General features: G+C 61.8%; 23 protein-coding genes and 2 pseudogenes. 16 read left to right on the top strand and 9 right to left on the bottom strand.

Going from position 1 to position 21963, the window contains the following annotated elements; genetic code table 11:
- Positions 1-377 (top strand): trehalose-6-phosphate synthase (locus JNL55_RS33770; RefSeq protein ID WP_293865209.1); only part of this gene is annotated, 377 nt, incomplete at its 5' end.
- Positions 378-387: 10 nt separating this feature from the next.
- Here the strand turns inward: JNL55_RS33770 and JNL55_RS33765 are convergent.
- Positions 388-1509 carry a mechanosensitive ion channel family protein gene (locus JNL55_RS33765; RefSeq protein WP_293865207.1) on the bottom strand — a complete coding sequence of 374 codons (1122 nt, stop codon included), beginning with the start codon at positions 1507-1509 and terminating at the stop codon, positions 388-390.
- A gap of 121 nt (positions 1510-1630) precedes the next feature.
- Here JNL55_RS33765 and JNL55_RS33760 point away from each other — a divergent pair, with 121 nt between their 5' ends.
- From JNL55_RS33760 to JNL55_RS33740, 5 genes and pseudogenes are all read left to right on the top strand, one after another.
- Entirely contained in the window at positions 1631-2737 is a 1107-nt protein-coding gene (locus JNL55_RS33760; RefSeq protein ID WP_293865205.1) for an ABC transporter permease, read from the top strand.
- Positions 2738-2739: 2 nt separating this feature from the next.
- On the top strand, positions 2740-3567 hold the full coding sequence (locus JNL55_RS33755; protein WP_293865203.1) for an ABC transporter ATP-binding protein: 828 nt from the start codon (positions 2740-2742) through the stop codon (positions 3565-3567).
- Between the two features lie 6 nt (positions 3568-3573).
- Positions 3574-4509, top strand: a complete 936-nt coding sequence (locus tag JNL55_RS33750) for an MlaD family protein (protein ID WP_293865201.1) — start codon at positions 3574-3576, stop codon at positions 4507-4509.
- 8 nt (positions 4510-4517) lie between these two features.
- Positions 4518-5183 (top strand): ABC-type transport auxiliary lipoprotein family protein, encoded by a 666-nt coding sequence (locus tag JNL55_RS33745; protein WP_293865199.1) that lies wholly within the window; start codon positions 4518-4520, stop codon positions 5181-5183.
- Positions 5149-5652, top strand: a pseudogene (locus tag JNL55_RS33740) (thermonuclease family protein); the annotation flags it as partial. The gene JNL55_RS33745 and the pseudogene JNL55_RS33740, both read left to right, overlap by 35 nt.
- A gap of 117 nt (positions 5653-5769) precedes the next feature.
- On the opposite strand, the gene JNL55_RS33735 reads toward JNL55_RS33740, so the two are convergent.
- From JNL55_RS33735 to JNL55_RS33725, 3 genes are read right to left on the bottom strand one after another with little or no spacing between them, the layout of a single operon-like run.
- The gene (locus JNL55_RS33735) at positions 5770-7275 is read right to left on the bottom strand and encodes a phospholipase D-like domain-containing protein (RefSeq protein WP_293865197.1); all 1506 of its coding nucleotides are present in this window, start codon (positions 7273-7275) and stop codon (positions 5770-5772) included.
- Between the two features lie 56 nt (positions 7276-7331).
- Entirely contained in the window at positions 7332-8081 is a 750-nt protein-coding gene (locus JNL55_RS33730) for an anti-sigma factor family protein (RefSeq protein ID WP_293865195.1), read from the bottom strand.
- Positions 8082-8090: 9 nt separating this feature from the next.
- A complete protein-coding gene (locus JNL55_RS33725) occupies positions 8091-8576 on the bottom strand; it encodes an RNA polymerase sigma factor (RefSeq protein WP_293865193.1) in 486 nt (161 codons plus the stop codon).
- A 172-nt stretch (positions 8577-8748) separates the two neighbouring features.
- On the opposite strand from JNL55_RS33725, the gene JNL55_RS33720 reads away from it, so the two are divergent.
- Positions 8749-10065 carry a S8 family serine peptidase gene (locus JNL55_RS33720; protein WP_293865191.1) on the top strand — a complete coding sequence of 439 codons (1317 nt, stop codon included), beginning with the start codon at positions 8749-8751 and terminating at the stop codon, positions 10063-10065.
- 135 nt (positions 10066-10200) lie between these two features.
- On the top strand, positions 10201-10815 hold the full coding sequence (locus tag JNL55_RS33715) for a hypothetical protein (RefSeq protein ID WP_293865189.1): 615 nt from the start codon (positions 10201-10203) through the stop codon (positions 10813-10815).
- A gap of 68 nt (positions 10816-10883) precedes the next feature.
- Here JNL55_RS33715 and JNL55_RS37590 read toward each other — a convergent pair whose 3' ends face one another.
- The 3 genes and pseudogenes from JNL55_RS37590 to ligD all read right to left on the bottom strand — a co-directional run.
- Positions 10884-11084, bottom strand: a complete 201-nt coding sequence (locus JNL55_RS37590; RefSeq protein ID WP_293865187.1) for a DUF3565 domain-containing protein — start codon at positions 11082-11084, stop codon at positions 10884-10886.
- Positions 11081-11914: a CAP domain-containing protein gene (locus JNL55_RS33705; RefSeq protein ID WP_293865185.1), complete on the bottom strand. Its 834-nt coding sequence runs from the start codon at positions 11912-11914 to the stop codon at positions 11081-11083. The genes JNL55_RS37590 and JNL55_RS33705 overlap by 4 nt, the downstream gene beginning before the upstream one ends.
- Positions 11915-12058: 144 nt before the next feature.
- Positions 12059-12937 (bottom strand): annotated as a pseudogene (gene ligD, locus JNL55_RS33700) (non-homologous end-joining DNA ligase); the annotation flags it as partial.
- Positions 12938-13157: 220 nt separating this feature from the next.
- Here ligD and JNL55_RS33695 point away from each other — a divergent pair.
- Positions 13158-13724 (top strand): DUF3617 domain-containing protein, encoded by a 567-nt coding sequence (locus JNL55_RS33695; protein WP_293865181.1) that lies wholly within the window; start codon positions 13158-13160, stop codon positions 13722-13724.
- A gap of 117 nt (positions 13725-13841) precedes the next feature.
- Positions 13842-14852: an NADP-dependent oxidoreductase gene (locus JNL55_RS33690; RefSeq protein WP_293865179.1), complete on the top strand. Its 1011-nt coding sequence runs from the start codon at positions 13842-13844 to the stop codon at positions 14850-14852.
- Between the two features lies 1 nt (position 14853).
- On the opposite strand, the gene JNL55_RS33685 is transcribed toward JNL55_RS33690, so the two are convergent.
- On the bottom strand, positions 14854-15423 hold the full coding sequence (locus tag JNL55_RS33685; RefSeq protein ID WP_293865177.1) for a helix-turn-helix domain-containing protein: 570 nt from the start codon (positions 15421-15423) through the stop codon (positions 14854-14856).
- 137 nt (positions 15424-15560) lie between these two features.
- On the opposite strand from JNL55_RS33685, the gene JNL55_RS33680 reads away from it, so the two are divergent.
- The 3 genes from JNL55_RS33680 to JNL55_RS33670 are packed head-to-tail and all read left to right on the top strand — an operon-like array spanning position 15561 to position 18362.
- Positions 15561-16295 (top strand): SDR family NAD(P)-dependent oxidoreductase, encoded by a 735-nt coding sequence (locus JNL55_RS33680; RefSeq protein ID WP_293865175.1) that lies wholly within the window; start codon positions 15561-15563, stop codon positions 16293-16295.
- Positions 16292-17506 (top strand): S-adenosylmethionine:tRNA ribosyltransferase-isomerase, encoded by a 1215-nt coding sequence (locus JNL55_RS33675; RefSeq protein WP_293865173.1) that lies wholly within the window; start codon positions 16292-16294, stop codon positions 17504-17506. The genes JNL55_RS33680 and JNL55_RS33675 overlap by 4 nt, the downstream gene beginning before the upstream one ends.
- Entirely contained in the window at positions 17445-18362 is a 918-nt protein-coding gene (locus JNL55_RS33670) for a recombination-associated protein RdgC (RefSeq protein WP_293865171.1), read from the top strand. Before JNL55_RS33675 ends, JNL55_RS33670 begins: the two co-directional genes overlap by 62 nt.
- Positions 18363-18491: 129 nt before the next feature.
- Here the strand turns inward: JNL55_RS33670 and JNL55_RS33665 are convergent, their stop codons facing one another.
- Positions 18492-19424: a hypothetical protein gene (locus JNL55_RS33665; protein WP_293865169.1), complete on the bottom strand. Its 933-nt coding sequence runs from the start codon at positions 19422-19424 to the stop codon at positions 18492-18494.
- Between the two features lie 230 nt (positions 19425-19654).
- Here JNL55_RS33665 and JNL55_RS33660 point away from each other — a divergent pair, with 230 nt between their 5' ends.
- Genes JNL55_RS33660 through JNL55_RS33650 form a run of 3 tightly spaced genes read left to right on the top strand, consistent with a single transcriptional unit; the run spans position 19655 to position 21962 of the window.
- Positions 19655-20032, top strand: a complete 378-nt coding sequence (locus JNL55_RS33660) for a LiaF transmembrane domain-containing protein (protein ID WP_293865167.1) — start codon at positions 19655-19657, stop codon at positions 20030-20032.
- Positions 20029-20895: a LiaF transmembrane domain-containing protein gene (locus JNL55_RS33655; RefSeq protein WP_293865164.1), complete on the top strand. Its 867-nt coding sequence runs from the start codon at positions 20029-20031 to the stop codon at positions 20893-20895. The genes JNL55_RS33660 and JNL55_RS33655 overlap by 4 nt, the downstream gene beginning before the upstream one ends.
- Entirely contained in the window at positions 20895-21962 is a 1068-nt protein-coding gene (locus JNL55_RS33650) for a sensor histidine kinase (protein ID WP_293865161.1), read from the top strand. Before JNL55_RS33655 ends, JNL55_RS33650 begins: the two co-directional genes overlap by 1 nt.
- The last annotated feature ends 1 nt before the right edge of the window (position 21963 follow it).

The following is a 21963-nucleotide window of genomic DNA, read 5'->3' as shown; positions in this document are numbered from 1 at the left end:
CCTTGATGGGCTTCATTCGCGCCGCCAAGGTCGGCTTGGTGACGCCGTTGCGCGATGGCATGAACCTGGTGGCCAAAGAATTCGTGGCCGCGCAGGATCCGGCCGATCCAGGTGTATTGATCTTGTCGAACCTGGCCGGCGCAGCGCGTGAACTAACGGCCGCGTTACTAGTGAATCCCTACGACGTGCGCGGGGTCAGTCATGCGATGCAGGCTGCATTGTCGATGCCGCTCAACGAACGTCGCGAGCGTCACGCCGACATGATGAAAGTGCTTCGGCGTAACGACATCGCTGCCTGGACGCGACGCTTCATGGAAGCGCTGGAGCAGACGCAAGCTGCAGAGAACCGCGTCCGCGCCATCGGCAGCGCCAAGTAAGTTCAGTAGCTCAGCTGTCTCTCGACGCTGGCAGCGTCTTCTCGCTCACCAGGCTCGACTGCACGGTGTGCGGCTGCTGATCCACGTAGTAGACGCGTTGGGGCGTCGACAGCGTGATCGCTTCCTTTCTGAACCATTCCACCAGCCGCAGATTGATGTCCTGCAGGATTTCCATGTGCTTGGCGTAGTCCGGCGTCAGCACGATGTACACGGCTTCGAAGTCGAATGAGGACGCGCCGATCTTGTTGAAGTGCGCGCGGTCGAAGCGAATGGGCTGATGCGATTCGATCAACTCGCGCAGCTTGACCGGAATGGCCTGCAACTTTTCCAATTCGGTCTGTTGATCGATGCTCAGATTGATCACCACCCGGCGCGTGTTCATGCGCGAGTTGTTACGAACGCGGCTGCTGAGCAGATTGGCGTTCGGCATGATGATCTGCTCGCCGTTCACGCTGCGCAGACGAGTGCTCTTCACGCCGATGTATTCAACCGTGCCGTTGAACTCGTCCACTTGCAGCGAGTCGCCGACCACGAACGGCCGATCCAGCGTGATCGACAGCGACGCGAACAGGTCGCCCAGAATGTTCTGCGCCGCCAATGCCACCGCGATACCGCCGATACCCAAGCCGGCCAGCAGCGGTTTGATCTGAATCCCCAGGTTGTCCAGGGTCAGCAACAGCACGAACGACCAGATGGTGGCGCGTGCCAGGAAGCCGATGACGCCGAGCGAGCTGGCTGCAGCCGCATCGGTCGCGAGCGTGGCGCGTTGCTTACGTTCCAGGCCCGCGATCACGGCGATGGTGGCCCACAGCCCGATCTGCCAGAAGATGTTGATGGTGACCAGGGTGACCAAGGCCTTGTTCACTGACGGCGGCAGGGTCAGCCATTGCGCACCGACGAACAGCGAGGCCACCGTGATGGTCAGCACCGTGGTGCGGGCGGCGACTTTGAAGGGCAGCTCTAGAAACTCCACCTCCGGCGTCGCGGCCAGTGCTTCGTACCGTGTACGAATGGCGCGGCGGATCAGCAGCAGCAGGAAAAAAACGCCCACTGCGATGCTGGCGGCCACCGTCCACTGCCACAAGGTGTTGCCCAGATAAGTGGCATCGACCAAACGCTCGACCTCGTTCATCGCAGATCCGGCTCAACAGTTAGGAGGGTCGAGGATAACGCGATGCGCCCCAGGTCTGAAGGCGGCCTTGCAGTTCTGTTAATCTTGCGCGCGTCTCCACTGAGCGACGGTAAAGCCTCCGGTGTTATTCGAATCGGAACCCTCTGGCGATGGGCAGACGCTGCGACTCCGCGGCGCCTGGTGCATCGACAATGTTCGCGAGATCGAAAGCACGCTGGCGCAACTCAGTGCCGAAGGGCACACCCGGCTGGATTTCAGCGGCATCGAAACATTGGATTTGTCCGGCGCCTGGCTGCTGCGCAACTGGCTGGAGCACGGCAAGGGCGGGCAGTTCGAGGTGGTGGGCGAGCCGCCGCCGCACTTCGCCTTCCTCGACGAGTTGCTCCAGAAGAATGCCGGCAAGCCCGCCACGCCGAGCGGCGGCGGAACGCTGCGCGACGCCATCGTTTGGATCGGCCGCACCTCGGTACAGCACGCTAAGCAGACGCGAGATGCCGTCGGCTTCTTCGGCCGCATCAGCATGACCGCGTTACGCGCCATGCGCAGCCTTCATCACCTGCGGCTGCCGTCGATCGCCCGGCATGTCTATGAGACGGGCATCCAGGCCATTCCCATCGTGTCGCTGATCGCATTCCTGATCAGCGTCATCGTGGCGTACTTGGGCGCGCAACAGCTCCAACAGTTCGGTGCGGAGATTTTCACCGTCGATCTGGTGGCGATCTCGGTGCTGCGTGAAATGGGCGTGCTGCTCACGTCCATCATCGTCGCCGGCCGTTCCGGCAGTGCCTTCGCCGCCGAGATCGGCGTGATGCGGCTCAATGACGAGATCGACGCGCTCCAATCCATGGGGGTGGATTTTTATGAAGTGCTGGTGGTGCCGCGGCTGATCGGCCTGCTGATTGCGTTGCCGCTGCTGACTGTCATCGCTGACGCCATGGGGTTGGCCGGCGGCGCGTTGCTGTCGTCGATGCTGTTGGACATCTCACTGGAACAGTTCATTCCTCGGGTGCAAGACGCGCTGTCGCCCACTACCTTCTGGGCGGGTTTGATCAAGGCGCCGGTGTTCGCGTTGTTGATCGCGCTGGTCGGCACGTATCGCGGCATGCAGGTGCGAGATTCATCGCGCGAGCTGGGTCGTCTCACCACCGTCGCCGTGGTGCAGTCGATCTTCCTGGTGATCTTCGCCGACGCGATTTTCGCGGTGGTATTCGTGGAGCTGGATTTCTGAGCATGAGCACGGACCAGCCAAACTCGAATCAAGAGGGGCCCATCATCTCGGTGCGCAACCTCGTCAACCGTTTCGGCAAACAGGTCGTGCATGACGGGGTCAATATCGACGTGATGCCCGGCGAAGTGCTCGGCATCGTCGGCGGTTCGGGCAGCGGCAAGTCGGTGTTGCTCCGGACCATGCTCGGTCTGCAACGGCCCTCGTCCGGGCAAGTGTTGATCGAAGGCCGCGACATCACCCAGATGAGCGAGGCGGAACTGCTGTCCGTCAAACGGCGTTACGGCGTGACCTTCCAGCACGGCGCGCTGTTCAGTTCGCTAAGCGTGGCAGAAAACATTCAACTGCCCATCCGCGAGTACTTCGACGCGTCGCCGGCTGCGTTGGAAGCGCTGACCGAATTGAGGCTGCGCATGGTCGGGTTGCCGGTGGATGCGGGCGCCAAGCTGCCCTCGCAGCTGTCCGGCGGCATGGTGAAGCGGGCCGCGCTGGCTCGCTCCCTGGCCCTGGATCCCGCCTTGTTGTTCCTCGACGAGCCCACCGCCGGGCTGGATCCCATTTCCGCCGCCAGCTTCGATGAGCTGGTGACCTATCTGCATCGCGGCCTGAGACTGACCATCGTGATGATCACCCACGACCTGGATACGCTGCTGGCCACCTGTAATCGAGTAGCGGTGCTGGTTGACAGAAAAATCGTGGTCGATACGCTCGACGGCATCATGAATAACCCACATCCGTGGATTCAGGAGTACTTCCACGGCCCGCGGTCGCGCGCGGCGCAGGCGGCTGCTGCCGGCGACCCTGCCCCCGGATCCAGCGAGCGCGCTCGGTAACCCGCCATGGAAAGAGACGCTCATTACGTTGCGGTCGGTGCCTTCATCCTGCTGGTGATCGCCATGGGGGTGGGCTTTGTGCTCTGGTACACGGACGCCAACGACGGCCGTGAATACAAACGTTACGAGATTTATTTCACCGGCTCGGTCAGCGGCCTGGATCGCGGCAGCCCGGTGCGTTTCCTCGGCGTCGATGTCGGCCGCGTGCGCCGGCTCGCCATCGACTCCAGCAATGCCACTCGCGTGCACGTGGTGGTCGAAGTCGACCAGACCGCACCCATCTCCGCAGCGACGCGCGCCAGCCTCGGCCTGCAGGGCGTCACCGGTCTGCTGTATGTGAACTTGAAAGAAGCGTCCGACGTGGACCGCAACGCGCCGCTCCAGCAAGGCTCGCAGTATCCAGTGATCGAAGCGGTCGAGTCGGACTTCGATGCGTTCCTGGCCAGCTTGCCGGAAATGATGGGACGGGCGAACACCTTGCTGGAACGCATTTCGCGCGTGGTGTCGGATGACAATCTCAATGGCATCGCCGAGTCCATCAAGGGCATGCGAGACACCATGGTCAGCATGCCGAAAACCGCCAAGGACGTGCAGCAGCTGGTCACGGAGTTGCGCTCCACGGTGGTCGAGCTGCACGGCGCCGCTGAATCGTTGCGGGGCATGACCAACGACGCCCGGCCGGAAGTGCAGACCGCTCTGGCTCGCATGAACGACATCGCCAACAATCTCGCCGAAGCGTCGTCGCGCGTCGATCGCTTCACTCAAAAGAGCGAAGTGCAGTTGGGCAATTTCACCGAGCAGGGCTTGTTCGAGCTGGAACGGCTGATGCGTGAGACGCGCCAGGCAGCGCGCGAATTCCGCGATCTGTCGCGCAGCCTGCAGGAAAACCCGTCGCAGATTTTGTATGAGCCGCAACAGAGCGGCGTCGAGATCAAGCCATGAGCGCGCGCGTGAGAACTGCACTGTTGGCCGCTGTTGCATTGTCCTGTGCCGCTTGTAGCACCGGCTCGCTGTTCGACAGCGACACTCCGGTGCCCACCGGCTATGTGATTGCTTCGGCACCAGCCGGCTCGCTCAGCGGCGTGCAGGCGACTCAGGTCGATATCTCCATCGCTCGTCCGGACTTCGCGCCGGGCTTGGATACCGACCGTATCGCTGTGCTCAAAGGTCGTCAGCTCGACTATTACCGAGGTGCGCGCTGGGGCGGCCGAACGGTGGAAGTCGTGCAGAGCATGCTGGTCAGCACGCTGCAGGATCAGAAGCTGTTTCGTAGCGTCACGGCCGAACAGGCGCGCGTCGCCAGCGACTACATGCTCGATATCGAAGTGCGACACTTTGAATCGGATTACGCACGTGGCGCGATTCCAGAAGCACACGTAGCCATCATCGGTCGCTTGATCCGTATCGTCGATCGTAAGTTGGTCGCCACTGTCACCAGCGATGCCCGCGTCGCTGCGACCGAAGAGCGCATGAGCACCGTAGTGGCGGCGTTCGAGTCGGCCTCGCAAAAGGTGGCGCTGGATCTGGCGCAACAGACGGCGACGGCGGTCGCGACCGATCAGCCGGCTTTACGCAAAGCGCATGGCGAGACTGCGGAAGTTCGTTCTCAGCAATGATCCGCCACCCCGTTGGGTGGCCCGATGTCCGATGCCCACGCTGTTAAATAGAACTCGGTTGTTGTTGGCAGGCGCGTGCTTGTTGCTGACTGCGGTCGCGCACGCCGATGAGCAAGACTTTGCCGGCACAGTTCGCAAAATCTTCGATGGCGATAGTTTCCTGGTGCGTCCGGCCAAGGGCCGCGATGTCGATGTTCGTCTGCAAGACATCGACGCGCCGGAGAAAGATCAACCCTATGGCAACACCGCGCGTGCCGCGTTGGTCGCACTCATCGGCGACCGGAATGTCTTCGTCGATGTGATCGAGACCGATTGCTACGGTCGTAAAGTGGTGCGCGTGTATCGCGAGCCGGATCGACTCGACGTTGCCAAAGCGCTGGTGCGCGATGGACATGTATGGGTGTATCGCCGCACCGTGCACGACCAATCGTTGATTGCGTTGGAAGAAGCGGCGCGTGCCAGCCGTCGCGGACTATGGGCGCTGGATCCGAGCGATCGCGTGCCTCCCTGGCAGCATCGTTATCATCAGCGACAAAAGGGCAAACGAACGTCGGTGGCTTGGGTCGATGCCGATGCGTTCGCCAGCCTAGAACGTGCTCAGCCCGGTGGCTTCCATCAAGCGATAACGCCAGTATCGGCCGGTATCGTCATCGCGCCAGGCGCCGTAGTCGGCGGTGAAGCCGGTGCCGGATGGGCCGTCGTTGTTCCACAGCCGATCGAAGTAACCGATCATTTCTATGCCCAGCGCTGACGTGGCGCTCAACTCCAGCCCCACATTGGCTTCCAAGTTGTAGTTGCCGATGTTCCGGCTGGTGAGATTGGCCGAGCCCAGCGACACGATCAGCCGCTCGCCGTGGGTCACCAACGCCAGCTTGGTGTGAAATTGTTCGCCGTGGGTGCGATACCAACGCACTTGAATCTTGTCGCCGCTGCGGTTCACCAGTTCGTTGGCCACCGGCCGATTCGGCACGCCGTCTTTCTGCCGCCCGAAGGCATCGCGATTCGGATCCAGGATCAAACGAACCTTCACGCCGCGCGCCGCTGCACTGACCAAGCTCTGCATGATCTTGCGATCGGAAATATAAAACGTCGCGATACTGACGGCGTCGCCGTTGCGCGTGGTGTCGATGGCGCCGAGCAGATGATCGCGAATTGCCTCTTCAGTCAGGAATTGCAGCTGCACCGGATCGGTCGGCGTCGTCGCGGCGGCCTGACTCGGTGGAGTTGCGTACACATGGCCCTTCCATCCCGAGAAGCGCGCCACCGCCATTTCGCTGTTGACGATGTCTTGAACTAGCGGCCCGTTGAAGCGAAGCGCCACGTTGGAATGCGAGCTGCTGCCATCGTGCGGATTCGCTGAAGTCACCAGCGCCGTCAGACTGCCGTCGGCCCGATCGGCGGCGATGACCTTGCGATGGTTGGCTTTGAAATTGGCCATCGCCAACCAACTGCGCAAGGTGATCGGCTTGGCTTTGTCCGAGCCGAATGGGTTGGCCATTGAACCGCCGTCCGGCGCGTTGCCCCACCATTGCAGAAACATGCGCCACAGCGCCGAGTACGCGGGATTGGAATCGCGCAACGGATCGAGGTCGGTGTTCACCACGTCGATGCCGGCCGCGCGCAGCTCATTCAACAGCGCCGACGGCAGGCCGCCGTAAATGTCATTGATGGGATCGGTGATCAACAGAATCGCCAGCTCGGGCTGCGCCGCTTTACGTGCCAGCAAGCGATCCGCCAGTTCTCGGCTGAGGCGCCGATGCACGCCTGCATCCGCGCCCATCATGTCGTTGATCAGGAAAAAGTCGGCGACCAGGAACGACTGCGCCTGGTCCACGATGCCGAACACTTCATCGAAGATGCGCTGTTCACGCACCGGCTTGCCGGTGGGCGAGTTGGTGCTCAGGTCGTAGAGAAACTGCACATCGCTGGCGTCGACGGCGACCGTAGCGGACGTCACGTCGGTGCCCGGCGGCATGGGCTTCACCACATTCCACGTCGCAACGGCCACCCACCACGCGAGGAATGCCCACCACAGCCAGCGTTTTTGAAAGCGCCGGCCCGCCGTCGGTTGGTCTTGGAGCAGGGGATCCATGACCGAATTGTAGTGGCACCGGGCCGGCGCCGCTGCAGGCCGGTCTCAGTTTCTGGCTATTGTTTCCAGTCGCGTGCCTGGGCTGCCTGTTCTTGTTCGGCATCCAGAGCCTCGCCCGCCATGTTGTGTTCAATCGCTGTGAGGATGGCCGGCGGCAGCTCCGAGCCTGCCATGCGATATTCGCCGGTCTGCTTGTCGAAAGTGCCTTCGCTCAATGCGCGTACCTTCCATGCGCCGCCCGTGCGACAGGCGAAACCTGCTGCGGAGTCCGTCATGAAGCTGCGGCAGTACTCACCGCTCTGATCTTTGAACGTGAGGCCGATCTTGATCTTCGCCTCGTCGGACGCTGCGCCGACTTGATCGGTGAGTGCGGCTGACAGTTCGCCCCGCGCGACGATGCCATCGGCCGTTGCAAACAAATCAGACTGCGACGGCTGCAGCGCTGTGCGCCCGGCGAGAATACCGATGACCAAGGTGGCCGCAATGGTGCCCCACTCGGGCCACGACCAACGTCGCTTCGGATGCGCCGCGCGTTGCTTGGCGGCTCGCGCTTCACTCAAATCAGTGATGCTTGCGTAGTTGGCCGCAGCCGGCGACGCGGCGGCCGCATCGAGCAGGCGATTCGGAATCGGCTCATCGAGCACGCCACCGAAGGCCGCGCCCAGATCGGCTCGCAAGCCGCGATGCTTGTTCACGCGCTCGGCGATGGCGGGATCGAGCGCCATCGCCGCTTCGATTTGCCGGCGCAGGTCGGCGTCGACTTCGCCGTCGGCATAGGCCATCAAGGTTTCATCCGAGAACTGCATGGTCCACCTTCACTCCAGCTGCTTCTGCAGGGCCTCGCGGCCGCGTGCCAGCCGGCTCGTCAATGTTCCTATCGGCACGTCCAAGGCCTCGGCGGCTTCCTTGTAAGAAAGCCCTTCGATCAACACCAGCGCCACCGCCAGGCGTTGCTCCTCGGGCAGCGAGGCCATCGCCCTTTGCACTGACAACAGCCGCTGCTGCGCTTCGCTGGCGTTGTCACCGACATCGAGGCCAGCTTCCTCCGGCGCCAACACTTGGCCTCTGCGGCTGCGAGCGCGAGCTTCGTCGATCCAAGCGTTGCGCATGATGCCGAACATCCAGCTATGAAACGGCGACTCCGGCCGCCATTGCTCATGGCGTAACAGGGCGCGCTCGATCGCGATCTGCACCAAGTCATCCGCGTCCGAGGCGTGATGGGTGATGGTGCGACCGAAACGACGCAGCCGAGGCAGCAGTGCCACGATCTGAGCTCGAACTTGCTCCACAGAGGCCGTCATGTGTGTTTCAGGTCTCACTCATGAATACGAGTGGCGGGTTGGGTTTATTCCACACGTCGACAAATACCAGGCTGACAAATAATTGTGCCGAATTCCGCGACCGGCGCGGAAGGATTTTGGCTGGCGGCACGTATATGCTGAAGGTGGCCTACTTGGGCCGTTGACCGTACTCATGTTACCGACCAGGCGCTTTCCCCTGTTTGTCTGTGCGCTGTTGCTGCTGGCGGCAGGTTCGTCCGCGCACGCGCAGATCGCGTTGCCGCCGGTGCAGGTGCCTAATCTGCCTGGGCTGCCTACCGATTCGCTCAATCGGACCGTGAATGGGGTGCTTGATCAGGCCGATGTGGGGGCTCGGCTAAGCGAAGTGCGGCAACTGCGGATTCGGAACTTACTGCGTTCCAACCGGACGGTGTTGGAAGCCGACCCTCGGGGTGCGCCCATCGTTCGCAGCGAAGTCGTCGCGCTGTCGCCCACTCCGGCCGCGCTCGATCGCGCTCGTGCTGCCGGCTTCGGCGTTGGGCGGACTCGGACGCTCGAGGGGTTGGATGTCTCCATCGTGGTTCTACAGGCGCCGCCTGGCATGTCCACCCGCCGCGCTCTCGAGCGCTTGCGCAGAGAGGATCCCGAGGGGACCTACGATTACAACCATGTCTATTTGGAGAGTGGGGAAGTTGGGCCTGCGGCCCCCGCAGCGACGCTCGGTGCGACGGGCGGCGGCGTAGTCGCGGCCAAGGTCGGTTTGATCGACGGTGGTGTGCAGCGGTCGCATTCTGTTTTTGACGGCGTGGTCGTGCACGAGCATGGTTGTGCTGGTGGCGGCATTCCTAGCGCTCACGGAACGGCCGTGGCTTCCTTATTAGTTGGACGAGGCGATGTGTTTCATGGCGCCGCGCCGGGCGCAGAGTTGTTTGCTGCCGATGTTTACTGCGGGCTCGCGACCGGCGGCGCTCTCGACTCAGTGGCTGAAGCTTTCGCTTGGATGTCGCGGGAGAAAGTCCCCGTCATCAATATCAGTTTGGTCGGACCTCCCAATGTTTTGTTGGAACAGATCGTTCGTGTCGTTACCTCGCGAGGTCACTTGATCGTCGCTGCTGTGGGGAATGACGGGCCCAGTGCGCCGCCTTTATTCCCTGCTGCGTATCCTGCAGTCATCGCCGTCACCGGCGTCGATGCGAAACAGCGGGTGCTCGTTGAAGCTTGCCGAGGCAAGCACGTGGATTTCTCCGCGCCCGGCGCGAACATGTCGGCCGCCGGGGTTGAGTCGCCGTTCGGTTTAGTTCGTGGCACATCATTCGCCGCGCCTATCGTCGCTGGCTTGTTGGCTGCGCAGTTGAGTGCTGTAAATAAAGAACAAGCCGACGCGGCTGTCGCTGCGCTCGTTGCCCAGGCAACGGATCTTGGCGCTAAGGGTGTCGATAAGGTGTATGGCAACGGCCTGGTCGGCAACGACCTGCGGCCATCCGAGCAGCTGGCCTCCGCCCCGCGCTGAGCTAGGCGCCCCCTGGCTTGAGCGCCTGATTACGTCAAATAAAAAATCTTTCGCGGTCGCTGGAAGAAATCGACTTTGGCCCTCGTACTCCTATCAAAGGCTGCAGATTGGCTGCCGCCGAGACAGGAGATTCTTATGAAGACTCGTTACTTTCTGATCGGTATCGCGATGGCGGCTGCTCTGAATTGCGCCGCTGTGAATGCTCAGGTCCTGGGCGGAATCGGCGGTGGTTTGGGTGGCACGCTCGGCGGCGGTCTGCGGGACATGAACATGACCTCGCAGGGTTCTTTGAACGGCTCTCTTGGTGCCGATCTCGACACGAGCACCCTCCGCCGAACCACTCGCGATACTGCTGAACGGGCTACGGGTCGTGTGCGTGATACAGGTGGCGCTGTGCGTGATCGTGCTGCTTCGAGCGTCGATCAGACGAAACAGAAAGTCGGCGAGACGCGAGAGAAGGTTGGCGAGACTCGCCAGCTCGCCACTGCGACGACCTCTTCAGCTGCCGCCAGCGCCGTCGGTGCGATCAACGACGTGCAACTCGAAGGCGCCAATGTTTCTAACGCGACTCAGCAGGTGAAAGACGCAACGCCGAAGGCGAGCGATACGGCGGCGCCGGCGCAGTCTGAGTCGGCTGAGAAGCCGGCGAGCGGGTTGAATCTGGCGGGTAATGGAAACGGTTCGGCGTCTGCGTCGCGCAGCGGAGTCAGCGCCGAAGGCAACGGCTCGATGAGTGCATCGCGTAAGTAAGTTGCAAGGTGAGAAGCGGCGCCGAGGAGACCCATCCTCGGCGCTGTCTTTCTCAGCTCAGCAAAACATTAGTCTGCCGGCTTGCCCTCATCGCACTTCTTGCAATCCAACTCACTGCCCAAGGCCGCGGCGCGCCCTTCGTTAGTGACAACCCAGGGCCGACTCACCCAAGGCGGATTGTGACGAACATGCTGGTTGTGCCCACACGCCAACCTCGCAACCCAATCCCGAGCCTCATCCTGATGAAACGAAACAATCTTGCTCTTCATCGGGGCGCGGCAAACACTTGAGTCCAATAAATCCCCGCCTCACTCTTGCGCTCAACCACGAACGCAATCCCCATCTCGGTAAAGCCGGGGCTCATGATGTTGGCACAGTGCCCAGGGCTCTCGATCCAACCCTGCACCACACTCTCCGGCGTCTCCGCGCCGATGGCGATGTTCTCGCCAACCGTGCGCCATTTGTAATCGACGCGTGCAACACGATCGCTAACCTTGCTGCCATCCGAGCCGACGTGCTCAAAGAAATCTCGCTTGGCCATGTCCTGGGTATGAAGCAACGCAGCCCGACTCAACATCGCAGATAACGTCACAGCAGGCACCGCCGCGAACTCCGTCCGCCCACATTTGCGAGCCTTGGAGCGAGCGGCATTCACCAATGCCAGCACCTTCTTACTAACCGCAGCAGCATCTTTGACAGCCGGCGTAGCGAAGGGCGCAGCGACCACAACCCATACCCCATTGCGCTGTTGGAACACGCCAATCTCTTTGAACGCAGGATCGGTGATGGTGTCGCAGTAGTTGGCTCGTAACACATCGAGAATGGCTTTCTGGTCAGCCGAGCCTTGCACCTGCATGGACGCCGACTGAGTGGCCCGATAATCGGAGCGATCCAACGCCTCGCGCAGCCGGCCGCCTTTGGACCACTCGCGTGCCACCGCATTCAATTCTTTACTGGAACGCAGCGGCTGCTCCACGCCAGGCCGCTTGGCGCAGCCCTTGCGCCGAATCTGATTCAAGCCATCGTCGATAGCGGCGAGTGCTGGCATCGCCACCCATGCACAGCACAGAACGATCAACCCACCCGCAAGTTTTCTCATGCGAGGATGTTACGTCAGCGCGTGCGAATGATTCGAGTCTCGACGACGACCGGTGGCCGTTTTGCGCGCCTTCTTGGTGGACGACTTCTTCTTCATACGAGATTTCTTCATGGGAGTGCGCATCGAAGGCTCATCCTGAACAAACTTACGAATCGCATCTTGCAGCGGCCGTTCAGCATCGCAGTAGTTCCGCCACTCAGTCGCCTTGGCCACATGCGCCGCCGCCGTGCGCACGGTATAGCGAGTGGGATCCAAGCCAGCGCGAACCTTCGACCAGTTCACTGGCATCGACACAGGCGCGCCTTCGCGAACGCGAGGCGACAGCGGCGCAACCGCAGTGGACAGGCGATCGTTGCGCAGATAGTCGAGAAAGATGCGACCGTGGCGCAGCTTCTTCGCCATGTTCACCAAGTACAGATCAGGATGATCGTCAGCCATACGCGTGCAGACGGCTTGCGCGAACGCTTTGGCCTCGGGCCACTGGAGTCGATTGTTTTTCGAGTCCGCCAGCGGGGTGACCACGTGCAAGCCTTTACCGCCGGTGGTCTTGCAGAACGCCACCAAACCCAATGCTTCGAGCCGAGCTTTGATTTCCTTGGCGGCGGTGATGACGGCCGTGAATGCCACATCGGGCCCGGGGTCGAGATCGAACACTAGACGCCCGGGTGTGTCCGGTTTGCCTGGCTGACAATTCCAAGGATGCAGCTCGATGCCGGCGGACTGCGCGATGGCGGCGAGCGCTTCGACGCGATCGATCTGCAAGTAAGGTTTGTGATCGCCAGGCACCTGCACCAAGGTGAGCAAGCTCGACGTGCCTTGCATCGCATGGCGCTGGAAGAACTGCTCATGCTCGATGCCGTCGGGCGCGCGAATCACCGAGCAGGGCCGGCCTTTGATGTGCGGCAAAAGCCACTCGCCCATGCTTTCGTAATAGCGCGCCAACTCGATCTTGGTCACTGCATGGCCAGCGCCGTCATCGGGCCACAGAACTTTGTCGGCGCTCGAGATGGGCACGCCCATGACGATGTTGCTGTGGGAGCCGCGATCCCGGCGTTGTACTGTACCTCCGCCCGATTGGCCTTTCGGGATGGGGCCTGCAGAGTCACCGGCGTCGCGTGAACGTTTCCGAGTTGCCACAGCACACCTCTAGGGTGAAAAATCTCCCGGCATGGCGGGCGATGCTTCGCATGACGCCCTGAAGAACGTCGAGACACTGGACCACGTTCCTTGCTAGAGAACTTTCATGAACATCTGCAAAATCACCGCCGCAGCGGCTCTGGCTCTGGTTACGCTGAGCGCTGCCGGCGCCAATGCCGAGCGGCTCAACGTCAAGCTGGGCTTGTGGGAAATGACCTCCATCATCCGCTTCAGCGGCGTGCCGCCGCTGCCCAAGGACGTGCTGGATAAAATGACGCCGCAGCAGCGCGCCAAGATGCTGGCCGATCTGAAGGCGGCGGCCGCGGAAGAGCCGGAACCGGAAGTGAGCAGCGAATGCATCACTCAGGAAGATCTGGACAAGCCGTTCCATTCCTCCAATGCCGAAGACTGCACCCAGACCATCGTGCGCACCACGCGCACCAGTCAGGAAATTCGCATGGTGTGCTCCGGCAAGACCAAGGGCTCGGGCTTGTTCAAAGTGACCACGCCGACGCCGGAAACCATGAACGGCCTGCTCGACCTGAAGGCCGGCGACGGCCCCGATGCGTTCACCATCAAAGGCACCATCAAGGGGCGTTGGCTGGGGGCGGACTGCGGCGATGAAGACGACAGCGACGACGTCGACGACGACGAAGAGACGCCCCAACAATAAGCGCTGCAATAACGGCGTCGATGGGCAGGGGCCGCTAGTTTTCGCGGCCACATCCCGTATGCTTGGCTCCAGCAATGACGCTTGAATAGCGCTCGATCAGCGCGTCGGGGAGCCAGCATGACTTTGCTCAATCATCAGTTCCGTCTAGCAGCCCGGCCGGTGGGCGCGGTCAAACGTACCGACTTCAATTTTGTCGAAGAACCGGCGCGCGCTCCGGGCGACAACCAAGTGTTGGTGAAGACGTTATATCTATCGCTCGATCCGGCGATGCGCGGCTGGATGAACGAGGGCAAGTCATACATTCCGCCAGTGCAGCTCGGCGAAGTGATGCGCGCCGGCGGTGTCGGCAAAGTCGTCGAATCCAAGCATCCCAATTTCAAAGCGGGCGATTTCGTGCAGGGCACGTTGGGCGTGCAGGCGTACGCCACGCTCGATGGCAAAGGGCTCAATAAAGTCGATCCGTCGCTGGCGCCGTTGCCCGTGTACTTGGGCACGCTCGGCATGCCGGGCATGACGGCGTATTTCGGTTTGCTGGATATCGGCAAGCCGCAACCGGGGCAAACGGTGGTGATTTCCGGCGCGGCTGGTGCAGTCGGTACGGTTGTCGGACAGATCGCCAAGCTCAAAGGCTGTCGTGTCGTCGGTCTCGCCGGCGGCAAACAGAAGTGCGATTACCTGACCCAAACGCTCGGCTTCGATGCCGCCATCGATTACAAATCCGAAGACGTCAAAAAAGTGCTGCGCCAGCATTGCCCCAATGGCGTGGATGTTTATTTCGACAATGTCGGCGGCGAGATTCTGGACATCGTGCTGACCCAGCTGGCCCGTGGCGCGCGCATCATCATCTGCGGCGCGATCTCACAGTACAACAGCACCACCGGTGTGAAAGGGCCGTCCAACTATTTGTCGTTGCTGGTCAATCGCGCCAGCATGACCGGCATGGTGGTGTTCGATTACGCCGACCGTTATGCCGACGCCGGGCGCGAGATGGGCGGCTGGTACAAGAGCGGGCAGCTCAAGTCGCGCGAAGACATCGTCGACGGCTTGGAAACATTCCCCGAGACGTTGTTGAAGCTGTTCAGCGGTGAGAATTTCGGCAAGCTGGTGCTGAAGGTCGCCGACGGCTGAGTTACACGCCGGCGCGTGCGAAGAGTACTGCGGATACTCCTTGCGCGGCCTTATTCGTGTCCGTGTTCCGATACGAATGCGGCACGTTGCCTGGGAATGCCAACACATCGCCGGCGGTGAGATCGAACCGATCGCCGGCGACAAAGATGGTCACGTTGCCGGACAGGCACGTAAAAAACTCTCGTGTTCCCGGCAAGTGCGGTGAACCGCGCATCGATGCGCCGGGCGCGAAGTCCATCACGTTGAGCACTTCATCCGGCACGCGCTCCGGAATCAGCGAACGAATGGTAATACCGCGGCCGGCACTTTGCGTGGCCAGCTCGTCACGTGCCCACTTGCGCACTTTAGCCCGCGGCGAGGCGAGTAGTTCATCCAGTGGCACGTCCAAAGCATTCGCCACTTTCACCAGCACGGTGAGTGAGGGATTGCCGTTGCTGGATTCCAGATTGGCAATGGTCGAACGCGGCACGTCGGCGCTCTTGGCCAACGCGCCTTGAGTGAGATTGCGCACCTGACGAAACGCAACCAGGTTGCGAGCCAGGTGTTCGGCGACTAATTCCGGTTTATCCATGACGATGCCGCAATTGTAGCGTTGAATGTTGCTGGCGCCGCTGTTTGTCCAGGCCGGCGACTCTTTGCCAATATATTGGACACTGCGCTTGGTTGCGCGCGGCGGGTCCCTAAGATGCTGTCATCGAAGGAGACCCTATGCAAACTCAACGACCCTCCGAAACTGCGCGTCATTTGCATGGCGTGCGAATCGCAATCACCGGCGGCACGTCCGGGCTCGGCTTGGCCCTGGTCAGAGAGCTCACGCAACGCGGTGCTCAAGTTGCTCTGATCGCTCGCACGTCATCGCGTGTGTCAGCGGTGGCGGCGGAACAATCCGCATACGGCATCGTCGCCGACGTTGCCAACAAACACGACATTCATCGTATCGCTCTGCAAGTCACCGGTCGGCTCGGCGGGCTCGATGTGCTGATCAACAATGCGTCCGATCTCGGCCCGGTGCCGCTCGCGTTGTTGGGTGACACTCAATGCGAGGACTTCGAACGCGCGTTGACGACCAATGTGCTCGGCCCGTTTCGACTGACCAAAGCATTGCTGGGCTCGCTCGCAGCGTCCGCGAGGGAAGGCAAAGGCTCGCTGGTGCTCAATATCTCCAGTGACGCGGCAGTGAGCGCCTATCCGCAGTGGGGTGCTTACAGCGCCAGCAAGGCGGCGCTTGCTCACATGACCCGCATTTGGAATGAAGAGCTGTCGGCGCAAGGAGTGCGTTTCGTCGCGCTCGATCCAGGCGACATGGACACCCCCATGCACGCTGCGGCACTACCCGACGCCGATCCGGCGACGCTCAAACCACCGGCGCAAGCGGCGCACGAATTGGCGGACACCATTTGTGATTTATTGCCGGCGCGTCCGGCGCTGAGGCATGCGTCATGATCCCGGCCGACCGCCCGGTGCAACGCCCATCCACGGCGCGTTTGTTATATATCGACCAGAACGGTGACATCCGCCAGGCGCCGCGCTCGCAGTTGCATGAGCTGTTGCGTCCCGGCGATCTGGTAATCGCCAATGACGCCGCAACGTTGCCGGCGAGTTTGCATGGCGTGCATGTTTGCACCGGTCATGGCATCGAAGTACGGCTCGCAGGCAAGCCGTCGCTTGCACCTCGCGATGCTCAGCGGTTCATCGCTGTTGTGTTCGGTGCAGGCGACTATCACACGCGAACCGAAGATCGCCCGCTGCCGCCAGCGTTCCAAATCAACGACGAACTGACGCTGGGTTCATTGACAGCGCGTGTCGAGCGAGTGCTCGATCATCCGCGCTTGATCTCTCTGCGTTTTGAATCGTCACCGGATGCACTCTGGCGAGGACTGGCCACGCACGGCCGGCCGATTCAATACGCGCACATGAGCGAGCCATTGGCGCTTTGGGATGTGTGGACAGCGATTGCCGGTGTGCCAGTCGCGTATGAGGCGCCGTCTGCTGGCTTCGCTCTGGATTGGCAGATGCTGGCGGCTTTCGAAGCGCGCGGCATCGAATTCGCCACGCTCACCCATGCAGCTGGAATTTCTTCCACGGGCGATCCGGCGCTGGATGCGTTGCTGCCGTTGGATGAGCCGTATCGCATCCCGGTCGCGACGGAGCAGGCGATTGCCGCCGCGCTGTGTGAAGAGCGTCGGATCGTCGCCATCGGCACGACCGTCGTGCGCGCGCTCGAGCACAGCGCAGCCACATTTGGCTCGGTGGCGGCTGGCGAAAGCGTCGCCAACCTCCGCATCGGGGCCCAAACGCGCTTACGAGTGGTCGACGCCATTCTGTCCGGGACTCACGAGCCGGGCACGAGCCACTACCAACTTCTGCAGTCGTTCGCCGACAAGGCTGCGCTGAGCCGCGCAGATGACGCCATGAGCAGCGCCGGCTATCGGACCCACGAATTCGGCGATTCCGTGTTGATTGAACGTGATAGACGCAGCTACTGCGGCGAGGCCCGAAGCAAGATCAGGGCCGAAGTTTTTCCGGAAATGCAAGGACTGGTCGAGCGGCGCACGCCACGTATACTCCGCGGTTTTGCGCTGGCGCCCACCCATGTGGTTCAAGAATCTAATCGTCTATCGCCTGCCCGACGACTGGTCTGTCTCCGCGACTGAGCTGGAAGACAAACTCGCCGCGCGCCAGCTCATGCCCTGCGGCAGCTTCGACATGCAAAGCAAGGGCTGGGTGTTCTCCAGTGACCTGGAGCGCTATGTGCACACCGTCAACGGTCAGCACCTGATTGCGCTGGGCGTGGACCAGAAATTATTGCCCGGTTCCATCATCCGCCAGGTCGCCACCGAGCGCGCCAAGGAGATGGCCAAGGAGCAGGGCTACCCCGTCGGCCGCCGCCAGATGCGCGAACTCAAGATGCGCGTTACCGAAGAGCTCCGTGGCCGCGCGTTGACTCGCAAGCGCATCACCCACGCTTGGATCGACCCCGTGAACGGTTGGCTGGTCGTCAATGCGTCCAGCGAAGGCAAGGCCGAGGAATTGGTCGAGACCTTGCGCGACGCGCTGGGCAGCCTGCAGGTGACTCTGCTCGAAACCGAACGCTCCACGTCCTCGGCGCTCACTGCCTGGCTGATGCTTGGCGACGCCCCGAGCACCTTCACCATCGACGACGACTGCGAACTGCAGGCCGCCGATCAGAGCAAGCCGGTGATTCGGTATGTGCGCCATCCGTTGGACGGCAAAGAAATTCGCGCGCAGATTTCCGGCGGCATGTTTGCCACCCGGCTCGGCCTCACGTGGCGGGATCGAGTGTCGTTCGTGCTGAACGAGAAGCTGCACGTGAAGAAGGTGGAGTTCCTGTTGATCGACAAGGACACACCGGCCGACGGTGAGAACACCAACCCGGGCGAGCAGTTCGACATCGATTTCACGCTGATGACGGGTGACCTCGCGCAACTGTTGCGAGACCTGGCCTCGGCCCTGGGCGCGCCGGAAGAGAAACAAGCGGCCGCCGCATAACGCCGCCGCAGTTTATTTTTTTAGCAGCGGCGCACGCCGGCACGGCGTTGCGCGAGCCCTCCTGATTCCGGGCAAGAGAAAATAAAAAAACAACTTCTGGTGAGGCGGCCGCTATAGCGGCCGACGACATCAGGGCGTCAGCGGTTGCCCGGCCCAACGAAGAATGGCACGAGAGACGTCCTGCTCTCTCTTCAGCTGAACCATCAGCTTCAGCATCTGCTCCGCAAACTTATCCTTCTCCACCTGCGCCGCCACCACCGCGCCGGCGGCTTGATTCTGGTGTCGCAACGTTTGCACCTGTTTGGTCAACTGCAACGCCCCGGCTGAATTAGGCGCAGCGAGCCGCTGAGCAATGCCCAACCCCATGCCTTCCGCCAAAGTCGTATCGCTCTTCTGCAGCGCCTGCGAAATCTGCTGACAGCGCACTCGGGTGGCCGGTTCGCGAATGTGCTGTTCATCGCACGCCACGCCCACTGACTTGAACTCGGGAATGGTCAGCGACGACAACCACCCGATGGTGGCATTCATGGCATTGGCGACCGGCGCCGGAATCGCTTGAGCCCCCGAACCCGAAGTACCGACCGGCGTGCGGCTCAAAGGTGGCGTGAGCTTCGCGACCAGCGTGGTCCAATAAACATTGAAGTAGCCCGCCTTGGTCATCACTTCCAGAATCTGTTCCTCGGAGCGCGGGTCGCCTCGGAGCTGGGCTCGAGTCAGCGGGCCGGTCCACACGGCGCCATTGCTGGGATCGAGTTTGCGCAGCCGGGCCTCGATGGACTCGGGCTCGCAGCCCGGCACTTCCAGGCACAGTTGTAAATGTAACCACAGCAGTTCCGGTCGGTCCGGAGCGGCCTTGGTGGCTTTCTGAATCTGCGACAAGGCCTGCGAGCTGTTGGCGTTGGGATTGGTGCCCCAGATCGCCAAGGCGGTGCCGGCCAATAAGTCGGCATCGTTGCCCTCGGCCGCAGTGGGCGGGGCTGAAGCCTGTTTGGAGGGCGTGCCGCCGCAGCCGGCCAGCAACACCACTAGTAGGGCCCAACCATTCCGTGACAAGCGTTTCATGGCCGCGGATCTTAGCAATGCTGGCCGGCTCCTGGGCCAGCTCTGGGCGTCGCATTCGGGCAACGAGGCCAGCGGCCCACCGGCACCGATCCGCCATTCACCGGTAGTTGCTGGCAACCCAGCTCGGCAGTCCTTACTTTCGGCGGTACATGGTCATCAGTCCGTCATCGCCATTTGCGTGTACTCGCCTGCGGGCCGTCCGCCCTGGCGGCGACGGTTGGAGTTGTTCGATGAAAGATGAATCCGCACAGCACCGGCCGCGCCGCTCCCGGCTGGTGATGGGCATTCTGCTGTTGCTGGTGGGCGGGCTGCTGTTGGCGGTCAACCTCGGCTATGGCCTGCCCGTGGGCTGGTGGCAATATTTGCCGTGGTTGCTGATTGCGTTCGGTGCGTGGGGCCTGGCGCTGCCGACCCGCCATTTGGACCGCGTCGGCGGGGTGTGGATGCTGGCCACCGGCCTGTATTTTCTGATCGGTATTTTCAATTGGTGGGGCTTGGGCTGGGGCGGCGCGTGGCCCATCTTCGTGATCGCGGCCGGCTTGGGTTTCATCCTGCATCGTCATGACGAGCCGGCGCCGCCGAGCCCTTCGGACAAGGGTCTGTCATGAATCTGGGCCTGCCCCCGGACGACGATCGGCGCCACGAATGGCCATTGCACCATCGTTCCGAGCGTGGCCAGCACGACGTGTTTTCGACGCGGCTGATCGTCGGTGTGCTCATCATCCTGCTCGGCGGCACGCTGCTCGCCGACAATCTCGGTTGGTTCGAAGCGCGACATGTATTGCGCAGTCTGTGGCCGCTAGCACTCGTGGCAGTGGGCGTAGCGATGATTCGTCATCCGCAACACAAGCGCAGTCGCGCCTGGGGTTGGGTGTTGATCACCGTGGGCTTCTGGATCTTCGCCGACAAGATCGGTTGGATTCATGTCAGCCTCGGCCAGTTGTTGTTGCCGGGCATCCTGTTGTTCGTGGGCGGTGTGCTGGTATTTCGTTCGTTGAGCGGACCGCCGCGTGGCGAGAAGCCTGATACGACTACTGGCACCAGCGGCTTGCAGAGTTCTGGCTCGACGCAAAGCCCAGGTGCGGCACCCAACTCAGGCTCGACCAACAACTTCGCCGGCGCTACGGCGGGCGATCAGTCCGAATACGTGCGCTCCTTCGCAATGCTTTCCGGTCACGAGCTGCGCCCTGTTTCCAGACCGTTCCGCGGCGCCGATCTCAACGCCGTGATGGGCGGCATCAAATTAGATCTCACCAGCGCACGCATGGTCGGCGACACCGCGGTGATCGAAGTATTCGCCTTCTGGGGCGGCGTAGAAATCTACGTGCCACCGGATTGGACCGTGACCAGCGAGGTCACGACCTTGATGGCCGGCTTCATCGATAAACGGCGCCCCACCAGCGTCGTGCCGACCAAACATCTGATCGTCAAAGGCATGATCGTGATGGCCGGCGTCGAGATCAAAAATTAATGCACCCGATTTTCAAAAACCGCGGCCGCCTGCTGCTGTATCTGGGCGTGTGGGTGGTGTTCGGGCTGCTGCTCACCGTCGTGTTCGTGTTCGGCGGCAACGCGCCCTTGGCCTGGTCGCTGGAATTTGCAGTGCCGGTAGCTATCGCGCTCGGTCTGCAATCGTTGTCGTTCTGGTACGTGGTGCAGGCCATGCCGGCGGACGATACGCCGGTGACGCGCATGGCCATCATCTGGACGATTGCAGGTCTGGTGTCGCTGGTCGTGTGGATCGCCATCGCGTACGCGTGGGCCATGTGGCTGGTGCCTGAAGGCGAGGTGTATCCTGAATCCGCAGCGGGCTTACTGCCGTTGCTGATTTTCGCCGGGGCCATCGGTATGTCGCTCGCGGTGCTGGGCCATTATCTCGCCGGCGCGTTTCAACGCTCACGCAATGCCGAGCGTCGCGCGCTCGAGTTGCAAGTGCTGGCGCGTGAGGCCGAGCTGAAATCGCTGCGTGCACAGCTCGATCCGCATTTCCTATTCAACAGCTTGAACTCGGTCGCCGCGCTGATTGGCAACGACACGCAGGCCGCGCGTCAGATGTGTTTTCTAATGGCGCAGTTCTTTCGCAAGAGTTTGACTCTGGCTCGGCAACAGGCCATTCCATTGGCCGAAGAAGTGTCGTTGGCCGAAACTTTTCTGGCCATCGAGAAGGTGCGCTTCGGCGATCGATTGCGCGCCAGTTTCGACATCGCCGATGACGTGAAAGATGTGGCCGTGCCGCCGCTGATGTTGCAACCTCTGGTGGAGAATGCGGTCCATCACGGCGTTGCGCATTTGCTGGAAGGCGGCGAAGTGTGTGTCCAGGCGCGGCGTCGCGAAGGTTTTCTCGAGTTGGTGGTCGCCAATCCTTGCGATCCGGATCGACCGCCTTCGCGTAGCACCGGTGTCGGCCTGGTAAACGTGCGCTCGCGCGTGGAAACATTGTGCGGCCACCGTGCCAGTGTCGATGTCGATGCCGGCGAGACTGCGTTTCGAGTGTCGATCCTGCTGCCTGCGGTTACCAATCAGACGGCAACGACTTAAA

It is taken from the genome of Steroidobacter sp., assembly GCF_016790065.1.
GTDB lineage: Bacteria > Pseudomonadota > Gammaproteobacteria > Steroidobacterales > Steroidobacteraceae > Steroidobacter.
Note: the sequence above shows the minus strand (reverse complement) of the source record. Positions and strands in the feature narration are given on the sequence as shown.